Consider the following 20,204-nt stretch of genomic DNA (forward strand, 5'->3'; position numbering starts at 1 on the left):
TCAACCCATCCCGGACACTACGTTAAGTTTTTCTTCGGCGACGGCCGGTGCCAGTCCCTGGTTGAACTGATGTGGCCGTATCCAGTTATACCGGTGCATCAGGTAATGGCTGATGTCCCGTTGTGCTTCTTGTGCCGTCACGTAACCGGTTGACGGCACCCATTCCGTTTTGACGCTACGGAACAGCCGTTCCATCGGGGAGTTATCCCAATAATTTCCCCGACGGCTCATACTCTGTCGTATCCGATAGCGCCACAAGCGCTGACGGAATTTTCGACTGGCGTACTGGCTACCTTGATCCGAATGAAACAGCAGCCCCTGCGGTCGACCTCGCTGCTCGTAAGCCATTTCCAGCGCTTGCACAACAAGGTCAGCGTCGGGCCGTAGCGAGAATGCCCAGCCCACCGCGCGGCGCGCGAACAAGTCCAACACCACGGCCAAGCAATACCATCGGCCTTGCGCCCAGACATAGGTGATGTCCCCGCACCAGACCTGATTTGGCGCCTCCACTGTAAATTCACGATTGAGGTGGTTCGGAATATCGACCCGCTCCACAGAGGCCTGCTTATAGGCATGGCTGCCAGGCTGCTTGCAGACCAGGCTCAATTCCTCCATCAAACGACTGACTTTGAAACGGCCAATTGCAGTGCCTTCCTCGCGCATCATGCCCATAATGCTGCGACTTCCCGCCGAACTACGACTCTCGACGAACAGCTCGTGCACACGGCTACGCAATGCCATGCGCTCAACATCAATGTGGCGGGCGCGCTCCCGATATGCATACAGGCATGACCGTGCTACGTCGAACACCGCGCAGATCAACTCGATTGATTCGTCACCACAAATCTGATCGATTACCTCGTACGTTCTATCCCTTCCGACATCAAGAGCGCGGTAGCCTTTTTTAAAATGGACTTCTCCCGCTCGAGACGCTCAATGCGCGCTTCGAGTTCCTGTATGCGCTGCTGATCAGGCGTCATTGCCTTACTCTGTGGCGTGATGCCTTGCCGCTCCAACTGAAGCTGCTGCACCCAGCGGCGCAGCACTGATTCGCCGATGCCGACCGACCGGCTTGCCTCCGTATGGCTATATCCTTGATCCAGTACCAGGCATGCCGCCTGCTGTTTGAACTCAGGGGAAAACGTACGTCTTTGCTTGCTCATCAAACACCTCTCCATGGCGAGCATTCTCGCCTAAATCAGTGTCCGGGTACATTAAACCACTACAATCCATCGGTTTTTCATCCTTCAAGAACCATGGATCAGGGGAGCCTAAGCTACTGATGGCGATTCAGTCATCCAGCCAATGGGACGACCGAACGCTGCACGATCCCAAGCCCCCCCTGAAGATGCTGCGGCTGCGCATGCCGGGTTCAGGGTCCTGCCCATGCGTTGGGTCGCCGAACGGACACGCGCGTGGATGGAGCGCTGATGCCGCAGAGTGACGCATCACGACCGCAAATTCACTGTTTCGGCAGCCTGGGCGTGGTTGGCTGAAGCGCGTCTGCTGCTCAGCAGACGCGCTTTTAAGAGTAGATTTCGTCTACACCCTCTAATCCCTGACACCGTGTTACCTGTTTAGTTTCGTGCGATCATATTCCTCGTCGCAGCATGGCCCTGTTCCGGGCCAAAGCTGTGCTTGACGAGTTGATCGGCGGTTTGCCACCGAGATCGTCCCACCGGTTACAGCACATCGCATAAACTTCAGTCCATGAGCTCACGCATTCATCCCCAAGCCCGCACCACCCCGAAGATCCGGCAGGAAATCAAGGACTCCGGACTGTCCGACCGCGAGGCCGCCAAGGTCTTCAACATCACTCGTGCCACGGCTGCCAAGTGGCTCAAGCGGGACGATGTGCAAGACCGTTCGCACCGCGCCCATACGCTGCATACGACCCTGAGCGCGACGCAGGAGGCCATCGTGCTGTCACTGCGCCAATCGCTCTATCTGCCGCTCGACGACCTGCTGTACATTACCCAGCAATACATCAATCCCGACGTCTCCCGCTCGGGCATTGCGCGTTTGCTCAAGCGCGAAGGCATGGCCCGCCTGGAAGATGTGATTCCCAAGGCCGAGGGAGAAACGATCTCGGCCAAGAAGACCTTCAAGGACTACGAACCCGGCTTTGTTCACGTCGACATTAAATACTTGCCGCAGATGCCAGACGAAACCTCGCGCCGCTATCTGTTCGTGGCCATCGACCGCGCCACGCGTTGGGTGTTCCTGCATATCTACGGTGACATGACAGTCAAAAGCAGCGTCGACTTCCTACGCCGGCTCAAACTGGCCTCACCGATCAAGATCATTAAACTGCTGACCGACAACGGCTCGCAATTCACCGACCGCTTCACAACAAAGGACAGGAAGCCCAGTGGCCAGCACGCTTTCGATAAAGTCTGCACCGCCATGGGTATCGAACACCGCCTGGCACCGCCCCGGCATCCGCAAACGAATGGTATGGTCGAACGATTCAACGGCCGTATCAGCGAACTATTGCAGCAGACCCGATTCGACAGCCGGGCCGATCTGGAGACGACCTTGCTCAACTATTTAAAGCTTTACAACCACCACATTCCACAACGGGCCATCGGTGCCAAAACACCCATCCAGGCGCTCAAAGAATGGCAGCAAAAGAAGCCGGAGCTATTCGTCAAGCGCGTTTATGATCAAACGGGACTGGACAACTAAGCACCTAATATTTCACCGAAATAAGTACGCAGATGGTTCGCACATCGTGAGCACAGTCGATTCTGTTTGGCGGTGCACGATGAAAGCGACTTTTCAAAGGGGCGAGGGTGAGATATTCCAATAACGGCACCTGCAACGGCTGCAACGCGTTGCAGGTTGCTACACCAAACCGTCAAGGGACACTTGCGATAACCATCAAAGCCCGTTGCAAGGGTGGCGCCGCGTCGCGCACGGGCATACCGACTCGCCAGGAGTCAGCTAGGTAAGCATAAGTCAGTGCCGTCTTGAGCCGGGTATTGATTTGCTCGATAGATGATGGCATCCCACCGCTGGGAAGCGGCGTGTTTCAAGCCGTTGAAATCTGCGCGGCTAAGTGCCAAGGTAGGAATTCGTCGAGCCGGTTGACAAAGTGATCTGCGATCTGCACCAGCATATGGAGCAGCCAGGCCTCGGGATCGACGCCATTGAGCTTGGCCGTTCCGATCAGTGAGTAACTAACGGCGGCGCTGGCGAACAGGCGGTTGCGGCAGCTGGTTGTACCGACAGCCCGCCGAAGCTCAAGTAGCTTTTGCTAGCGCGCAGCAGAAGTCTCTGCGGGGCAGGTGGACAGACAGCCAGCCCGATCTCGTCATTGGATCAGACAGCTACGAGATCGCACGCTATTCGTTCGACAAACTGCGCAGCAACGTACCCTTTCGTAGTTGCTCTGGTGGGTGACCGCGGCAAAACGTGAACGTCTCCTGTCCGGCAAAAATGGACCAACAGCGGCATTTGTGTTGGATCCGGCTCAAAGAAATGCGCCGAAAGTTACCGTCCAGCAGCTACTGGCAATGCGGTGCCAACATCTTCCCGGCTCGCCGGCTACACTTGAATGTACTGGTATGCCCAAGACATGTAGCGGTAGACAGAAAAAGCTTGACCTTCCCGCCATTGGAACGATTACAGTGTGAATATGGAAAAGGACTAATAATTGTCGACTCCTATCTCAACCAGGTTGGCTGCATTCCTTTAAAACGTTGATGAAGACTACTCGCTCCACGCGCTTATTGACGATGTTCGTCGCGATACTCAGCATGCTGTTCATGCAGCATGCTGCCGCGGCGTACCTGTGTCCGGGCGCGCCGCAGGCGGGGAGTAATCAGACTGCATCCATGCATGCAATGATGATGGCCATGCCGGACATGCCCGGTTGCACCGGCATGGATACGGATCAATCGACCCTGTGCCATGTCTACTCGCATGGCGACGCCGCCAGACAATCCCTGGACAAGATACCCGTCGCCGACCTGCCGCCTTTCGTCGCCATTGTCGTGCCGCTGTTGTGGGTGGTTCTTGACGTACCCATCCTGCCGGAAGTCCGTCCGCCCTTGGATGTGGCCTTGGCGCGCTCCACCGCACCGCCCATCGCCATCCGCCATTGCTGTTTCCGCATTTGACACTGCAGATTGCCTAGAACGTTGCCGTCTCGCCATCTTTGGTGTGACGCTATTGTCCATTGCATTCTGGAGATCCCATGTCACTCTCGTACTGCGTGCAGACGCACGCACGCGCAGCGCGTCTTCGCCCTTGGCGCAAGACGGCGCTTGCATTCGCCCTGGCATTGCCCTTGCTGGCAGCGGCCGCGCCGCATCCACTGACTTTCAACGAGGCGCTGCGGCAGGCCGTCGCCCGCTCGCGGCAGCTGCCTGCGCAAGACCAAGCGGTGACCGCCGCGCAGCAAATGGCCATCGCGGTTGGGCAGCGGCCCGATCCCGTCCTCAAGGCTGGCATCGACAACCTTCCGCTGAGCGGCCACGACCGCTTTAATTTGAATAGCGATGCCATGACCATGCGGCGCATCGGCATCGCGCAGGAACTGACCAGCACCGATAAATTGCACTGGCGCGCTGTCCGCCAGGAACGCGAAGCGGGCAAGGCGCAGGCACAGAAGCAGGTGGCCCTGGCCGCCATCGAGCGCGAGACAGCAATCGCCTGGCTGAACGTGTATTACAACCGGAAGGTGGCCACCGTGCTGGCCAAGCAGTTGGAGCTGTCGCGCCAGGAAATCGACGCTGCCGAGGCCGCTTATCGCGGCGGGCGCGGCAGCCAGGCCGATCTGTTGGCCGCGCGCGCCGCCCTGTTTGTGCTGGAAGACCGCGGCAGTCAGTCCCGGCGTGACCTCGACGTGGCCGCCAATGCGCTGGCCCGCTGGACGGGATACGAAAGCGAATTGGCAGAATCCGACTTGCCGGACCTGGACAACATCGGCCTCGATCCGGCCATACTCGACGCCCAAAGCGCGCGCCGCCCGCAGATCGCCGTGCTGGCGCGGCAGGAAGAGGCAGCGCAAGCTGATGTGCACCTGGCGCAGGCGAACCGCCATGCGGACTGGAGCGTCGAGGTAGCCTTCCAGCAACGCGGCAGCGCCTACGGCAACATGCTTTCCGTGGGCCTGTCGCTCCCCCTGCAGTGGGACCGTCCGCAACGCCAGGACCGCGACCTGGCGGCGAAACTGGCCTTGGCCGAGCAGGCGAAGGATGAGCGCGAAGAAGCCATGCGCGACGATGCCGCCACCACCCATGCCTTACTCATCGCCTGGAAGAATGGGCGTGAACGTACCGAGCGCTACACGCGGCAACTGCTGCCCGTGCTGGAACAGCGCAGCGAAGCTGCCCTGGCAGCCTACCGGGGTGGAAAGGGCACGCTGGCCGACGTGCTGGCCGCCCGGCGCGGCACGATGGATGCACGTATTGAATTGGTACGACTGCAGATGGACACTGCCCAGCGCTGGGCGCAACTGCGTTTCCTCTTTCCTGACACCCAGCAAGACCTGGAGCACCCGCAATGAGCAATAAAAAAACACTCGCCATCGTCACCGTGCTGGCAGCCAGCTTTGCCGCCGTCGGCTACTCCGCCTATCAGTTCGGCGCTGCCAACGGCACCCACGCTGCACCGGCAGTTGCCAGCAGCAGGACGCCGCTGTACTGGCACGACCCCATGGTGCCGGGCCAGAAGTTCGACAAGCCAGGCAAATCACCGTTCATGGACATGCAGCTGGTTCCTGTCTATGCAGACAGCGATGCCGCCAACGATGACAGCCGCAGCATCCGCATCGATCCCCGAGTGCAGCAAAATTTGGGCGTGCGCACGGCGCTCGTCACTTCGGGCGCACTGTCCGTACCGCTGGCGGCCGTCGGCAACGTGGCCTACAACGAGCGTGACGTGGCCGTCGTGCAGGCGCGCAGCGGCGGCTTCCTTGAGCGCCTGGCCGTGCGCGCGCCGTTCGACCCCGTGCGCAAAGGCCAGGCTTTGGCTGAACTGTATGTACCGGACTGGATCGCCGCGCAAGAAGAATTCCTCGCCGCCCGCCGCATGCGGGGCGATGGTGCGGCTGGCCTGGCTGATGCAGCCCGCCAGCGCATGCGCCTGGCAGGCATGGACGAGGCGCAGATCCGCCTGGTGGAAACGAGCGGCACCGTACACGCGCGGCTGACGGTGACGGCACCCATCGGCGGCGTCATTGCCGAGCTGGCGGCCCGCGAAGGCATGACGGTCACCGCCGGCGCACCGTTGTTCCGCATCAACGGCCTGGCCAACGTGTGGGTTAACGCCGAACTGCCCGAGAGCGCTGCGGCCATGGTGCGTCCAGGCACGCCGGTCGAAGCGCGCGTGCAGGCGCTGCCCGGCAAGGTTTTCCATGGCAAGGTCAGCGTGATCTTGCCTGAAGTGAACGCAGCTACCCGCACCGTGACGGCCCGCATCGAGTTGGCCAATCCTGGCAGCCAGTTGCTGCCCGGCATGTTTACAACGCTCAATTTCGCGCCTGGGGCGGCTACCGACGTTCTGCTGCTGCCCTCGGAAGCTGTAATTCAGACGGGTACGCGCAAGGTCGTCATGCTGGCCGGGGAGGGCGGCCGCTTTACTCCGATCGAGGTGCAAACCGGTGCCGAGGGCAATGGCATGACGGAAATCCGTACAGGGCTGGCTGCCGGGCAGAAAGTGGTGGTATCGGGCCAGTTCCTCGTCGATTCCGAAGCCAGCCTGAAGGGCACCATCACGCGCATGGGCGGCATGCCTGCGGCCGACGCGACGCCCGCCGTGGCGCAACATCACGCGGCGGGCACGGTGGAGCAGGTCGGCCCGCAAGACATCACCATTTCCCACGGCCCTGTCGCGTCGCTGCAATGGGGACCAATGACGATGGCGTTCAAGCTGCCGTCGGGCGGTTTGCCGGCGCAGCTCCGCGTGGGCGACAAGGTGGACTTTGCTTTCAGCAAGGGCGCGCAGGGCGGCTTCGTCATCACAGCCATCCGGCCTGCCGCCGCATCCATGGGCGGCATGGCGATGCCGGGAGGCAAGCCATGATTGCCAAGCTGATACGCTGGTCCATAGGCAACCGCTTCCTCGTCCTGCTGGCGACTATTTTCCTGGCGGCCTGGGGCGCCTGGTCGTTGGCGCACACGCCGCTCGACGCGATCCCCGACCTGTCCGACACGCAAGTCATTGTGCGCACCAGCTATCCGGGACAGGCGCCACAGATCGTCGAAAACCAGGTCACGTATCCGTTGACGACCACGATGCTATCGGTGCCGGGCGCAAAAAGCGTGCGCGGCTATTCCTTTTTCGGCGATTCCTTCGTCTACATCCTGTTCGAGGATGGCACGGACCCGTACTGGGCAAGGTCGCGCGTCCTGGAATATCTGAGTCAAGTGCAGTCGCGTCTGCCGGCGCAGGCGAAGACGGCGCTGGGACCGGATGCCACGGGCGTGGGCTGGATCTACGAGTATGCGCTGGTCGACCGCAGCGCCAAGCAGGACCTGGCGCAACTGCGCGCTCTGCAGGACTGGTTCCTCAAGTTCGAGCTCAAGGCGCTGCCGAACGTGTCGGAAGTGGCCAGCATTGGCGGCATGGTGCGCCAGTACCAGATCGTGCTGGATCCAGACAAGCTGCGCGCCTACGGCATTCCACACGGGAAGGTGATTGCCGCCGTGCAGCGCGCCAACCAGGAAACGGGTGGTGCCGTGCTGGAACTGGGCGAGGCGGAATACATGGTACGTGCCTCGGGCTATCTGCAGTCGCTCGATGATTTCCGCAAGATTCCTCTGGCAACGACGGACGCGGGCGTGTCAGTACGCCTGGGCGACGTGGCCACGGTGCAGCTGGGGCCGGAAATGCGGCGCGGCATTGCGGAACTGAACGGCGAGGGCGAAGTGGCGGGTGGCGTGATCATCATGCGCTCGGGCAAGAATGCGCTGGAAACCATTGCCGCTGTGAAAGCCAAGCTGGCCGTACTGAAAGCGGGCTTACCGCCCGGCGTGGAGATTGTGTCCGTGTATGACCGATCCAGCCTGATCCAGCGCGCCGTGGGCAATTTGCAGCAAAAGCTGATCGAGGAATTCATCGTCGTGGCCCTTGTCTGCGCCGTGTTCCTGTTTCACTTGCGCTCGGCGCTGGTGGCCATCGTCTCGCTGCCGCTGGGTATCCTGATCGCCTACATCGTCATGCATTACCAGGGCGTTAATGCCAACATCATGTCACTGGGCGGCATCGCTATCGCGATCGGCGCCATGGTTGACGCGGCCGTTGTCATGATTGAAAACGCACACAAGCATATCGAAGCCTGGCACGACGCGCACCCAGGACAGCAGTTGCAGGGTGAAACGCACTGGAACGTGATCGGCGACGCTGCCGCCGAGGTGGGCCCCGCCTTGTTCTTCTCCTTGCTGATTATCGTGCTGTCGTTCATTCCTGTGTTTAGCCTGGAAGCGCAGGAAGGCAGACTGTTCGCCCCGCTGGCGTTCACCAAGACCTATGCCATGGCGGCCGCCGCCGGCCTAGCCGTCACCCTGATCCCGGTACTCATGGGTTATCTGATCCGCGGCCGCATCCCTGCTGAGCACAGCAATCCGCTCAACCGGTGGCTGATCGCGTTGTACCGCCCTTTGCTGGACAGGGTGTTACGGCGTCCGAAAACTACCTTGCTGCTGGCGGGCCTGACTGTGCTGCTGACGGCGTGGCCGATGTCGCGCCTGGGCGGTGAATTCATGCCGCCGCTTGACGAAGGCGACCTCTTGTACATGCCATCGGCCTTGCCCGGCTTGGGAGCGGGAAAGGTGGCCGAACTGCTGCAGCAGACGGATCGCCTGATCAAGACTGTGCCGGAAGTGCTGACGGTGTTCGGCAAGGCGGGCCGTGCCGAGACGGCCACGGACCCGGCGCCGATGGAAATGTTTGAAACGACGATACAGTTCAAGCCGCGCGCGCAGTGGCGGGCCGGCATGACGCCCGACAAGCTGGTCGAGGAGCTGGACCGCGCCGTGCACGTGCCGGGCCTGACGAATATCTGGGTGCCGCCCATCCGCAATCGCATCGACATGCTGGCCACGGGCATCAAGAGCCCCGTCGGTATCAAGGTGGCGGGCGCCAGCTTGCAGGAAATCGACCGTATCACGGCCGGCATCGAGCATGTCGTCAAGCAGGTGCCCGGCGTGTCCTCGGCGCTGGCCGAGCGCCTGAACGGCGGGCGCTATGTCGACATCAAGATAGACCGCAACGCGGCGGCCCGCTATGGCTTGAATATTGCCGATGTGCAAAGTATCGTCGCCAGCGCCATCGGTGGCGAAAACATCGGCGAAACGGTGGAAGGCTTGCAGCGCTTTCCCATCAGCGTGCGCTACCCGCGCGAGCTGCGCGATTCCGTCGAGAAACTGCGCGAGCTGCCCGTGCTGACGGAGCGGGGCGCGCAGATACGCCTGGGCGACGTGGCCTCCATTCGCATCGCCGATGGTCCGCCCATGCTGAAAAGCGAGAACGCGCGCTTGTCTGGCTGGGTGTACGTGGATATCCATGGGCGCGACCTGAGTTCGGCCGTGCGCGAGATGCAGCGCGCGGTCGCTGCGCAGGTCAAGTTGCCGCCCGGCTATTCGGTGTCGTGGTCGGGGCAGTTCGAATACCTGGAACGGGCCACGGCGAAGTTGAAAATCGTCGTGCCCGCCACCTTGCTGATCATTTTCGTGCTGCTGTACCTGACCTTCGGCCGCGTCGACGAAGCCGCACTGATCATGGCGACCTTGCCGTTTGCGCTGGCGGGCGGCATCTGGCTGCTGTGGCTGCTGGGCTACCACCTTTCGGTGGCCAGCGGCGTGGGCTTCATCGCACTTGCGGGAGTGTCGGCAGAATTTGGCGTGATCATGCTGCTGTACCTGAAACAGGCATGGGAGGCGAAACAGGCGCAGGGCGCGCACGGCGAGGCGGCCTTGCTGGACGCCATCCGCGAGGGTGCCGTGCTGCGCGTGCGGCCGAAAGCCATGACGGTGGCCGTCATCATTGCCGGGCTGGTGCCGGTGATGCTTGGGACGGGAACAGGATCGGAAGTGATGCAGCGCATCGCCGCACCGATGGTGGGCGGCATGATCACGGCGCCGTTGCTGTCGATGTTTGTCGTGCCAGCGGTCTACCTGTTGATTCGTCGTAAGGCGATGCGGGCTGCAATGGGCAAGCGGTTGTCTACAGATGTTGCGCACTAGGCAGGCGCAAGGTGCTCGCAGCTTGAGAGAGCTTGTGGGAGGAAATCTATTTTTTAGTTACTCAAAGGAACCATCATGAAAAACACTTTACAACTCCCTTTGCTACTGGTCATGTGTATTGCCGGTCCGGTGTTTGCACAAGCGCCAATGGCAGTGAAAGACGGAAAAATGGAACGGCCAGGTTGCCAGGCTATGAAGGGCATGGCGACCAAGGATTGCACAGAAATGATGGCCACTACCGACGCCAGTCACCGTCCTACAATCACCCATAGCGCCATCGCCACCGTCAAGGAGGTCGATGCGGCCAAGGGCAAGGTGATCTTGGCGCATGAAGCGATTCAAAGTCTGAACTGGCCACCGATGACGATGGGTTTCACAGTAAAAGATCTGGCTCTGTTTGGCAAACTGAAGGTGGGGAAGCAAGTACATGTCGACATCAAGAAAGAAGGTGCTGAATATGTTGTTGTCGGAGTAAGATAAGATCCGGTAGGAGGTGATCTCGATACGAGGTAGCACCTCCTTTAACAATGTCTATATATCGATTGCGACGAGATGATCCGAAACGCTGTGATCTTGCCCCCGTATAACCAAACTCTGCTCTTTGAACCATGAGGCGATCACGAACTGGGTAAAAGAAAATGTACCAGGGCAGGTATCGTTCAATCGCTTGTGTCAGCGTTGTGAGCCGGATGCACCCTGCGATGAAGCCGCAGTCATTCGTGACGATTTTGAAAAGCGAACTCGAAAAGTGATGAGCGATGATCGCGATGCTCGACGAACTCGGTTAGCTGCAAAGAAGATCCGGAAGCCAGACGTTCGCTATGTGATGACAATAGTATTTGATCGAGATCCTGACGTAGTCGCCGAAGTTTTAGAGCGCGCATGCGGTAAATGTGAAGGCTGTGGGGCATTGGCGCCATTTATTAAAAAGGCGAATGGGGAGCCATACCTAGAAGTTCATCACATTGTCCCACTCGCAGAACATGGCGACGACATGCCCGAAAATGCACTAGCGTTATGTCCAAATTGTCATCGTCAACGACACTACGGGAAAAAGCCGTGGAGATCAGTTTTCGTGGGAAGTTGTTAGTTGGGATGAAATCGACATTCGTTGTTGCGGTGCGCAGAGGCGTTGGTGCGGCAAAGAAGCACCAACGTGTGAATGAAAGCCCTGTTAAGCAAAATGGGAGATCGAGGTGTTTCGCGGCATCAGCGCGCTTTGGATATCAGCCCCCCCCGCACTGTGCACATGCGTCTCGAAATGCTTTCCGCAAGTTGGACTGTTTGACGAGTGCTGTGGCTACGTTCAAGGTGCCGACACTTCGGCTTCGGTGATACGGGCGAGGGCTGGGCTCAGTTTGTGATCCCGTGCGATTCTGTGCACACGCTATTTTTCGTCATAGCTTATGAATCGATGTCCTGCTGCGGTCAGCAGCGGTAACGCACGTTCGAGATCGCGTCTCTGAAGCAATAGATGATCGCCGTCGAAGGTCGATACAACGAAGATGCCGATCCCGCCGCGCGAGAGCGGCTCGATAACTGACAAGACAATGCCGGTGGCGCCGAAAGCGAACGGACCGACGAAACGCCAACATACCCAATCCTGTTCGGACTGAATGCCTGCGGGTACGCGATCGGCCCTGCAGACGATCGATAGCTCCTGGCGCGAGCGGCTGATGGTGACAAAGCCTTTTCCGTCGACCCAATCGGGAATTACCGAATCATGCGCGAGGCGGCTGACTGCATAGGAGTATGGATCTTGTTCGAGTGTTATCTGATGCATATTAATCTTTGCCCCTGGAATGATGTTGAAGCCAGCATATACGATCGGGTGGCCTCTTGTAGTGAATAGTTTTAATCATCCATTCACGACTCTAATGGTAATCCTCCCATTTTTAGAGCGCGCTAAAAGTAGAGGTTATGCGGCCATGGCAAGCTTCTGTTTTGGCGTGATGCTATGACGTGCCAGGCCGCGCCGGCCGTGGTGGCAAGTCCACCGCCAGCGCGCAAAGTCCCCGATCTGGCCGAGCGCACGAAGCAGATGACGGGCTAGTTTATCGTAGCAAATTGTGCCGTAATAGGCCCCAGAAGCCGGCGCACCGCTGCGACTGCCTCGATCGGCGCTCGCCTGCTTTTTCTAGCGTGCGGCATGAGTCTCTGCAGGGCAGGGGAGATAGACCCAGACCCGCTCTCGTCGTTGGATCAGCCAACTACGAGTTTCGCACACCATGTGCTTGGCAGCACGCCCAGGCTATAACACGATCCATCGGCTCTTCATCTTTCAAGAACTATGGAGCAGGAGAGTCTAGGTGACTAGTGGCGATTCACTTGACACTCAATTATTAGGTCATGCGAGAATTGTGGATTGAAGAATATTTGTAGGACCCACTGATCTTGCCCCCGTATAACCAGACACAGCCAATCGTTTAGTTAGCGCCGCTTTCCTGAGCCCGGCGCGCCAGCTCTCTCCTGAACATGCGAGGCGATTTCCATTTCAGCGACGAATGCGGATGGACCTCGTTGAAATGCGTAAAAGCGTCTGGCAACTGGGCGAGCACGACTTCTGCCGTGCCGCGATCCATCAGGCTGACGTAGTCCCGTTTAAACGTGTTCACGAAGCTCTCGGCCATGCCGTTCGACTGCGGGCTGCATACCGGTGTATGCACCGGTTCAATCCCAAGTGCGCGCACCAGCGCGTGCGTTTCATGGGTTCGATAGGCGCCGCCGTTGTCGCTCAAGAATTCCAGCCTGGTCGAGCCGACGCTGGCCTGGCCGAATCTTGTCTCGACCGCTTCCACCAGCATGTCGCGCACGGGCTCGCCAGGCAGGCCACGTTCGGCCCACGCACGCCAGGCAATGATTTCTCGGTCACAGCAATCCTTCATGAACACACCGGTCACCACTTCGCCGTTGTCGCAGGCGATCTCGAAGCCGTTCGAGCACCCTGTCGACTGGGTTTGTCCACCGCCATCACGCTATTGTGCACGCGGCTGCTCACTGGGCGTTTCGGCGCCTTGGGTAGCAGCAGACTGTTCGCTTTCATCACGCGATAAAACCGCTTGTGATTGATTGCTGGCAGGCCCATCAAGGCGCGCGTGCGGTTGACCAGAGCGCCAGCCCGGCGGTAGCCATAGGTCGGCAGCGCCGTAATCTCGGCGCGCACGGCGTCGACCAGGATGGCGTCGGCAGGTTGGTGGAACGTCTGCATGGTGCGGCCATCGATCCAGTCTGCGGGACGAACCAGCAGTTGGGCGACGTGTGAGCGCGCTACGCCAAGGGCAGAGCAGACCGGCTTCACTGGTCGTCCTTGCCCGACAAGGGCGAGCGCGCAATCCACTTTTTTTCGCGAGCGAACTCGACGGCCTCCTTCAGGATTTCCGCCTCCATCGTTTTCTTGCCGAGCATGCGCTGCAACTGGGCTATCTGCGCGCGCGCAGCGGCCAGTTCGCTCGCCGGCACCACCGATTCGCCAGCAGTGACCGCCGTTAGCGCGCCTTCCCGTTCGAGCTTACGCCAGTTGAACAACTGGCTTGCACCGACGCCGTGCTTGCGAGCGACCAGCGACACGTTCATGCCTGGCTCGTAAGTCTCGCGCACCAGCGCCGCTTTTTCCTCGGCAGACCAGCGCCTGCGGCGCTCCTGACTCACCGTCACCACCTCGATTGTTTGCTTGTTCCTAGTCATATGCACAGTCCTATTCCTATCCGTAAGAATAACGCATATGCTGTGTCTGGTGAATCAAGGGGCTATTTCACACAATTTTTCTTCCGGTTTTTTCGGTTCACCGTTTGTGTAGTTGCGTTGGTTTACAAGTCATTGATTTTAAAAAATATTTTTCAATTTTTATTGAAGGCAACTACTTACCCTTATCATCTTGATGCGTCCGTGTTGCCAAGCTACTGTCATAGTATGAGCACCCGAGCCAGATATTGCTTGGCTCCAAGGCCAAGGCGCAAAATCCGTTGCTGCCCCATGTGGCCCCGTTCGACCTTGTCGTCAAACGGCGAATAGTGGATATCAGCTGATGCATGTTTGAGCTCAATGCCGGCCAGCGTAGGATGGCAAATAACATCCACCTTGTGCGGTGAACGGGCCAAGGTCTACCGCCATTGGGCGCCAAAATTACATATTCGCCGGCGTCGGCCTGTGTTGAGCACCGCCCCGATCAACTCATCTGGGACGGCGAAGCCCAATGGCGTCGATCCCGAGGCATAGCTACCCCATGTGTTGGCTCACATCAATGATCAGCCAGTCGTGCGACTCGACTACCTCACCACCGAAAACGACCTCGCGCAGATCACGCCTGCTTGAAACAACACCTTTTCCCAATGGCGCCATGCGTTCACCAATCAACTCGGCGCTGGGCTCAAAATGGCAATAGCAAACGCTTGCGGCCTAGTTAGATTGCCAACTGTTCAAGCGTTTGATAGATATTAAATATCACAACACAGCGGATCACGCAGCTTCATCCCAAATTTGGCTCTGCCAATTGATGCGAATCGAATCGTAGTCTCAAGGTTTCATACTGTTCACTTGAGGCAATTTCGCTGAAAGTCACCGGATTTTCTGGCGGAATATATTCGAAATCAGGATTCTTCTCCACCAGAAACTGTACAAAAGGATCTAGAGCACGCAATTCAGGCACCATCTGCTCGATCCAAAGAAATTGGCCTGCTTCGTTGTTTTCAAGGAATATATGTTCACCATCTGGAGTGACAATAAAATCGATGCATCCGAAAACCAATCCTAGTTCACTCAGCAACATTATACATTTCTGTTTTAGCTTGTCCGGTAACTCGTAGGCCCTTGCCTTCAACTCATTTTTAAGCACAGACACTCGCCAATCAAGCTTATCTTCGGCGAATAATGCCGCTGAGATAACATGGTTACCCATAATCGTGACGCGCACTTCGAATGCTTTTTCGAAATATTCCTGATAGATTCCCGGACAAGAACGGATAAGCATGTCTTCCGGTAGATCCGCCTCACTCACCAAACTTGTATAGGTTATTAATTGAGTCTCCGGCTTACGCCAAGCGTATGCCCGAAGCGGTTTATAAATCACCTTGCGTGGAGAACATGATCGGATGAAACTTCTAAGTTTTTCCGGGTTATTGGTCACTACAGTTTCTGGAACTCTCAAGCCAACTTTTACAGCGGCTTGTAGTTGAACTATTTTATTGTCAGCATATCGACTGTTTTTTAGATCATTCACCCAAAATGCATCCTGACCAATCAAAGGAATTGCAGATGCCATGAAATAACGGATCTCACTGTCGACGAACTCTTTATCTATTGCCTCAACAGCGGGCATCGCGCACTGTGCTTTCGGAATTCTTCGATGCCAGACCACCTCAATTCCTGCAGTACTTTTAATGCACTCACTGTCGTCAGAAACTTCAAAAGTACTATTTTTATTTCCATCGAATACAAATTCCGCCGTTTGGTGAGACGGGAAGTCGCGTGTGAACCATGTTTGAACCTGAAATCCCAATTTTTCAAGTGCAATTTGTACTGAAATTGCATGACTGTCAGCAGGGATCGTATGAATAAGTATCGTCAAAATAAAGCCCTAAATATTGGAAAGTAACCCGCAGAACTTTTTGAAGTCACTAGACGGCCCAGCATAAGTCCATACTACTGGGCCGACGGCTGCTTTTACGAGCCGTTTTTAACCGGCATCGCTAGTATAATCAGCGTCCTTGAATGGACCTGTGGACGTATTATCCCAACCTGGTTTGGAGCCAACACCATAGTCCTTATTGAAATCGGTGTAGGCGCCCCCGCTAACTTCTTGCAGCTCTTCATTCGTTAATTCACGCGCCAAACGTCGGCCCAGTACTGCTCCATTACGCGTTTCCGTGTTTTCCAATTCGTACTCCTAAAAAAGTTGAGCTATTTTCAACGGATAGCAGACCGTACGCCGGCTTCCTTTAGCCGGAATTCTTAAGATGCATGATTACTCTTGGTAATAATTTTAGCTCTAAAAATTTAGAGAGGTATCTTTACAATAAATTCACACAAGATTGGATAAATACCGCTTCCGCCAACACTGTATTCATTGAAAAATATCCTGGATCTTTACCGGAAATAAGTCTTCCAAGAAAAAGTGCTCAAATTATTGATTGATACAATATTTTATGTCAACTATTTTTTTAAGAAGTTCTAAAAAATATTTTCCCACCATGACTACGATTGATATCAATAGTGATATGTTCTAACCACATTTCGCCAAAAAAAGATATGGCTCTAGTTATTTTACAGACATACACATTTTGATATGCATCGATGCTATTTTTGATATGTCATAAAAAAATGGAAAATTTTATCTTTATGTCGTGATAGCATTCGATCTCATTTTTTATCCTGTGAGCTGAAGTGATAGCGTGATATTTGGTGACAATTCAAGATGAGATTGTCGTTCCCGACGGAATCCATAATTTTTTCATCCTGGCCTCTCAACATTTTATGATTGAGTTCTATGATGCTGAAATTGAATTTCGTTTAGTCTTACTGCTATTGGTATTGGGGAAGTAAATTTGCGAATAAATTATTTGGCAGAGCCATACTCTGACAGTCTGTTCTATCCATTTAGTGGAACCAAGCTAAAGGCGCCGCAGACACTTTGGCTTGGCGGGAAGTTTTTCTCCAACGACGAAAATATTGTGACTGCACACAAACGATTCCAATCTAGATTCGCTTATGTGATTCCAGATTGTGAGTGTTTCGAAGAGTTGGCTTTTGAACACGCTACCACTCGCGTACTCATGGCGGAACGTTACGGTGGCGAGGGGGTTGCCGACAACGGAGGAGGTGTCCGTTGTGGAAATATTGACGCTTTCCAAGTGAAGGGGATTGGAAAAAATCCCTTGGCGGGCGCAGGCCACGACCCGCTGCACTCATACGGTGGGCTGAGTGCAATCGACGCAATTTACGAGACCATTTATGCTAATACAATTGACAAAATATTACCGTTTGGAGTGGCCAATATACATGGGATACTGCTGACTGGGCCTAATGCCGCGCTTAATCTTGGTCATGTAGCTGGCGAACGTGGTTGGGGCGCGCTCATTGTCAGAGATGTCGCACTACGGCCGGCACATTTTGTGCGTGCAGGACATTTCGTCCCAGCTCCAGCCTTTCGGCCATATATGAGCTCTGACGTGGCAAGGGTACGACGGATTAACCGGCAGTTCGCAAAGCAATTTACAGATATCCGGGATTACATCCGCTTTATTGGAGAGTTCTTGGGGAAATGCGCAAGTCAATTTACATTTGCACGTTTTGCACGGCTCACCCATGGCTCACTCGGCGTCGGGAACATATGTTTTGATGGTCGATGGATTGATCTAACGAATACCGGGTTTATAAGATCTGATCAAAATACCGCTGGCTTTCTATCGCATCTACCTTCATTTTATGACGAACTGCTCACTCCAATTAAGATTGTCCAGGAAAATGTCGACACATTCAATAAGTATAATAAAACAAACTTAGGTGTAGCACCGCTGGCCGCCTACTACGTACAGCAGCTCGATGTTTATTTTTTACTTCATGTTGGTTATATACTTGGAATTCGCAGTGAAGAGCTGGACAATTCGAAACTTGAACAACCGCTTAAGATTTTAAAAACCGCAATATTTAGTATTTTAAGCACTGGGGTTCTAGTACGAAATGCTTGGCCTTTATCATTGTCCCGAACAGATCCAATTCTATGTTTTGTTGAGAACATGTTTTTGGCATTATTTGATAGAAATGCTGGACATGCAGCATTAAAAAACAATGTTAACACTACCAACTTCAAAATTGATTCGTTGATTGAGTCTATAGTCACGATCTTTGATGTTATGTTACCCAAAGCCATATATGATATGAAAAAGAAAGATTTTTGGGTACTCGCGTATTTTTTCACCTCGCATAAACGGGCATGCCTAACGGAATATTTTTTTAAAGAGAGAATGGAACGGACGACACGCGCTGTTCTAGCGACGAACGATATTGAAAAGATTCGTACCTTCATTGCCAATTCAATTGATCTATCAAACTGGGTATTTGATGATGTAAACGAAAATTATGTAATTTTATTAAAAATACCACAGGCCGAAATAATTTTTAATGTTCAAATTGGAAATTATACAGTTTCTGACAATCTAACCGGCAATAACAAGATAATTCAATCTGCGCGAGAGATGTTGCTTTATGTTGAAAATTCAATTAAAGAACTATGGGTATTGCATGATTTCGATTTTCGATTGCATTTGAAACGCACATTAGTATGCGCAGTTAAGCTAGAAGAAAGCCTACAGAAAAACCATGACTGAGCAAGAAGAAGTGTTTCTTAAATTCCTAAAGTTACGCATGGCCTATCGCCATGATTTACCATATTCCATGTTGTCAGTTTTAAAATTTGCGGCACAAGTGGGAAACCATCAATTTATTTACGATGCTGGTGGGGCTATAAAAGATTACGTAGCCTGGGCGAACGTCAGTAAGGAGGGAATCTGGAAATTGCAAAACGAACACATGTTTCCGATGCATGATTATGAATGGAACGAAGGGCGTATAATTTTAATAGCAGATATCCTGTTCGAAAGCATGAGTAAGTTTGCGTTGCGCCAACTTTTAAATTCATCTTTTCCAAAGTGTAGATTAATCGTATTTTTACGTAAAAAGCGAATTTCGATGTATTACCGATACAATGGAAAATTCAAATTAGCTAAACGTTGCACATGACGCTGCCTAAGTTATTCCGGACAGAGGCAAATGCAGCTCGACAGGTAAACTGGATGGGGGATGTGGTGCTGATTCGCCCTGTTTCCTTTTCGGTGCTTACGTTTACAGCGGTAGGATGCGCAGCATGTCTACTTGCCTTTCTGCTGTGTGGAACCTATACCAGACGCATTACGGTCTCAGGCCAGCTCGTCCCCAATGGTGGTTTAGTTAAGGTTTTTTCTGCCCAAAAAGGAATAATATTAAAAAAGCTGGTTTTCGAAGGAAAATCGGTTAATAAGGGGGATGCTCTGTATATTTTATCAAGTGAGAGATACGATCGCGATAGCGGATCAGTTGAAGGAAATATTAACGACCAAATCAAGTCGCGCCGTGGATCACTTATCGCACAACGCGATAAGACTGTTGTGCTTCAAAACGAGGAGCGTATTACATTAACCAGAAAAGTTGACGCCATTCAGAGCGAAATGGCGAAGCTTGATAGTTTGATCGAAGGTCAAAGACGACGTCTTACGCTATCAGAGAATACTGTTTCCAGATACGAGGGACTTTTGTCGCAAAATTATATCTCTAAAGAAACTGCACAACAAAAACAGGAAGATCAACTTGATCAGAGCAACCGCCTGCGAACCTTGGAGCGGGACCGTATTTCACTCGGACGCGAACATATCGCAGTGAATAGTGAACTCAATACTTTGAGCATTCGGCAGCATAACCTGCTGGCTGTAATTGACCGCGACATTGCTGGATTGAATCAAGAGGTCACCGAAAGTGAAGCAAGACGCGGACAGGTAATAACTGCGCCAGAGCCGGGAATAGCAACAGCCGTAGTTGCTGAAGTAGGACAAGCCGTCGATAGCACTCGTCCACTAGTAAGCTTGGTACCTGCTGGCGCACTTCTACAGGCGGACCTCTATGTCTCCAGTCGCAATATTGGCTTTATTCGATCTGGAGATAAAGTACTGTTGCGGTATCAGGCCTTTCCATACCAAAAATTCGGGCACGCTCGAGCTATGGTGATGTCGGTATCTCGTACAACACTACCCGTCAGCGAGCTCGATGCGTTGGGATATTCGCGCCCAAATGACAGCAGTAACGAACCCCTCTACCGCGTGACGGTGCAGTTGACTGCTCAGACAATCACGGCATATGGAAGGCAACAATCCTTGCAAGCAGGAATGCTTCTTGATGCAGACGTTTTACAGGATACCCGCAAGATTTTTGAGTGGGTTTTGGAACCTCTATTCACTCTTAGCGGCAAGCTTTAAGCGCTAGTCAATT

At 54.6% G+C, this 20,204-nt stretch carries 14 protein-coding genes and 3 pseudogenes; 10 read left to right on the forward strand and 7 right to left on the reverse strand.

All coding sequences use genetic code 11. From position 1 onward, the window contains the following. Window positions 1–1,163 (reverse strand): IS3 family transposase gene (locus tag AC3RCJ_RS13475; RefSeq protein ID WP_492958906.1). Its coding sequence is split into 2 segments (ribosomal slippage): window positions 1–908 and window positions 908–1,163, totalling 1,164 coding nucleotides; the frame shifts between segments, so codons are not numbered across the junction. Window positions 1,164–1,710: 547 nt separating this feature from the next. On the opposite strand from AC3RCJ_RS13475, the gene AC3RCJ_RS13480 reads away from it, so the two are divergent. Further along, window positions 1,711–2,688, forward strand: coding sequence for an IS481 family transposase (locus AC3RCJ_RS13480; protein WP_492965694.1), 978 nt, complete (start codon window positions 1,711–1,713; stop codon window positions 2,686–2,688). 346 nt (window positions 2,689–3,034) lie between these two features. On the opposite strand, the pseudogene AC3RCJ_RS13485 reads toward AC3RCJ_RS13480, so the two are convergent. Next, window positions 3,035–3,214 (reverse strand): annotated as a pseudogene (locus AC3RCJ_RS13485) (transposase domain-containing protein); the annotation flags it as partial. Window positions 3,215–3,761: 547 nt separating this feature from the next. On the opposite strand from AC3RCJ_RS13485, the gene AC3RCJ_RS13490 reads away from it, so the two are divergent. The 6 genes from AC3RCJ_RS13490 to AC3RCJ_RS13515 all read left to right on the forward strand — a co-directional run bounded on the left by AC3RCJ_RS13490 (window position 3,762) and on the right by AC3RCJ_RS13515 (window position 11,283). Beyond that, window positions 3,762–4,124 (forward strand): hypothetical protein, encoded by a 363-nt coding sequence (locus AC3RCJ_RS13490; protein WP_492963362.1) that lies wholly within the window; start codon window positions 3,762–3,764, stop codon window positions 4,122–4,124. A 77-nt stretch (window positions 4,125–4,201) separates the two neighbouring features. After that, complete coding sequence (locus AC3RCJ_RS13495) at window positions 4,202–5,515, forward strand: TolC family protein (protein ID WP_492963364.1); 1,314 nt, start codon at window positions 4,202–4,204, stop codon at window positions 5,513–5,515. Continuing rightward, entirely contained in the window at window positions 5,512–7,032 is a 1,521-nt protein-coding gene (locus tag AC3RCJ_RS13500) for an efflux RND transporter periplasmic adaptor subunit (protein WP_492963366.1), read from the forward strand. The genes AC3RCJ_RS13495 and AC3RCJ_RS13500 overlap by 4 nt, the downstream gene beginning before the upstream one ends. Continuing rightward, window positions 7,029–10,193, forward strand: coding sequence for an efflux RND transporter permease subunit (locus AC3RCJ_RS13505; protein WP_492963368.1), 3,165 nt, complete (start codon window positions 7,029–7,031; stop codon window positions 10,191–10,193). Before AC3RCJ_RS13500 ends, AC3RCJ_RS13505 begins: the two co-directional genes overlap by 4 nt. A 75-nt stretch (window positions 10,194–10,268) precedes the next feature. Beyond that, complete coding sequence (locus AC3RCJ_RS13510) at window positions 10,269–10,673, forward strand: copper-binding protein (protein WP_492963370.1); 405 nt, start codon at window positions 10,269–10,271, stop codon at window positions 10,671–10,673. A 346-nt stretch (window positions 10,674–11,019) separates the two neighbouring features. Beyond that, a complete protein-coding gene (locus AC3RCJ_RS13515; protein WP_492963463.1) occupies window positions 11,020–11,283 on the forward strand; it encodes an HNH endonuclease in 264 nt (87 codons plus the stop codon). Between the two features lie 297 nt (window positions 11,284–11,580). Here AC3RCJ_RS13515 and AC3RCJ_RS13520 read toward each other — a convergent pair whose 3' ends face one another. The 5 genes and pseudogenes from AC3RCJ_RS13520 to AC3RCJ_RS13540 all read right to left on the reverse strand — a co-directional run bounded on the left by AC3RCJ_RS13520 (window position 11,581) and on the right by AC3RCJ_RS13540 (window position 16,065). Next, window positions 11,581–11,976, reverse strand: a complete 396-nt coding sequence (locus AC3RCJ_RS13520) for an ACT domain-containing protein (protein ID WP_492963372.1) — start codon at window positions 11,974–11,976, stop codon at window positions 11,581–11,583. Between the two features lie 643 nt (window positions 11,977–12,619). Further along, window positions 12,620–13,877, reverse strand: a pseudogene (locus tag AC3RCJ_RS13525) (IS3 family transposase). 227 nt (window positions 13,878–14,104) lie between these two features. Continuing rightward, window positions 14,105–14,293 (reverse strand): annotated as a pseudogene (locus AC3RCJ_RS13530) (hypothetical protein); the annotation flags it as partial. A 365-nt stretch (window positions 14,294–14,658) separates the two neighbouring features. Beyond that, window positions 14,659–15,756: an MvdC/MvdD family ATP grasp protein gene (locus tag AC3RCJ_RS13535; RefSeq protein WP_492963374.1), complete on the reverse strand. Its 1,098-nt coding sequence runs from the start codon at window positions 15,754–15,756 to the stop codon at window positions 14,659–14,661. A 108-nt stretch (window positions 15,757–15,864) separates the two neighbouring features. Next, window positions 15,865–16,065 (reverse strand): bacteriocin, encoded by a 201-nt coding sequence (locus AC3RCJ_RS13540; protein ID WP_492963376.1) that lies wholly within the window; start codon window positions 16,063–16,065, stop codon window positions 15,865–15,867. 682 nt (window positions 16,066–16,747) lie between these two features. Between AC3RCJ_RS13540 and AC3RCJ_RS13545 the strand changes: the two genes are divergently transcribed. From AC3RCJ_RS13545 to AC3RCJ_RS13555, 3 genes are read left to right on the forward strand one after another with little or no spacing between them, the layout of a single operon-like run. Next, window positions 16,748–18,514, forward strand: coding sequence for a hypothetical protein (locus AC3RCJ_RS13545; RefSeq protein ID WP_492963378.1), 1,767 nt, complete (start codon window positions 16,748–16,750; stop codon window positions 18,512–18,514). Continuing rightward, the gene (locus AC3RCJ_RS13550; RefSeq protein WP_492963380.1) at window positions 18,507–18,926 is read left to right on the forward strand and encodes a hypothetical protein; all 420 of its coding nucleotides are present in this window, start codon (window positions 18,507–18,509) and stop codon (window positions 18,924–18,926) included. The genes AC3RCJ_RS13545 and AC3RCJ_RS13550 overlap by 8 nt, the downstream gene beginning before the upstream one ends. Further along, a complete protein-coding gene (locus AC3RCJ_RS13555) occupies window positions 18,923–20,191 on the forward strand; it encodes an HlyD family secretion protein (protein ID WP_492963382.1) in 1,269 nt (422 codons plus the stop codon). The genes AC3RCJ_RS13550 and AC3RCJ_RS13555 overlap by 4 nt, the downstream gene beginning before the upstream one ends. Window positions 20,192–20,204: the final 13 nt, after the last annotated feature.

The sequence above is a fragment of the Janthinobacterium sp. GW822-FHT07H11 genome (assembly GCF_058798615.1).

Excerpts from the sequence above, each read along its gene's own strand:
- AC3RCJ_RS13500 (WP_492963366.1), top strand. The coding sequence starts at position 5,512 with ATGAGCAATAAAAAAACACTCGCCATCGTCACCGTGCTGGCAGCCAGC.
- AC3RCJ_RS13550 (WP_492963380.1), top strand. The coding sequence starts at position 18,507 with ATGACTGAGCAAGAAGAAGTGTTTCTTAAATTCCTAAAGTTACGCATG.
- AC3RCJ_RS13480 (WP_492965694.1), top strand. The coding sequence starts at position 1,711 with ATGAGCTCACGCATTCATCCCCAAGCCCGCACCACCCCGAAGATCCGG.
- AC3RCJ_RS13515 (WP_492963463.1), top strand. The coding sequence starts at position 11,020 with ATGACAATAGTATTTGATCGAGATCCTGACGTAGTCGCCGAAGTTTTA.
- AC3RCJ_RS13490 (WP_492963362.1), top strand. The coding sequence starts at position 3,762 with ATGCTGTTCATGCAGCATGCTGCCGCGGCGTACCTGTGTCCGGGCGCG.
- AC3RCJ_RS13555 (WP_492963382.1), top strand. The coding sequence starts at position 18,923 with ATGACGCTGCCTAAGTTATTCCGGACAGAGGCAAATGCAGCTCGACAG.
- AC3RCJ_RS13495 (WP_492963364.1), top strand. The coding sequence starts at position 4,202 with ATGTCACTCTCGTACTGCGTGCAGACGCACGCACGCGCAGCGCGTCTT.
- AC3RCJ_RS13505 (WP_492963368.1), top strand. The coding sequence starts at position 7,029 with ATGATTGCCAAGCTGATACGCTGGTCCATAGGCAACCGCTTCCTCGTC.
- AC3RCJ_RS13510 (WP_492963370.1), top strand. The coding sequence starts at position 10,269 with ATGAAAAACACTTTACAACTCCCTTTGCTACTGGTCATGTGTATTGCC.
- AC3RCJ_RS13520 (WP_492963372.1), bottom strand. The coding sequence starts at position 11,976 with ATGCATCAGATAACACTCGAACAAGATCCATACTCCTATGCAGTCAGC.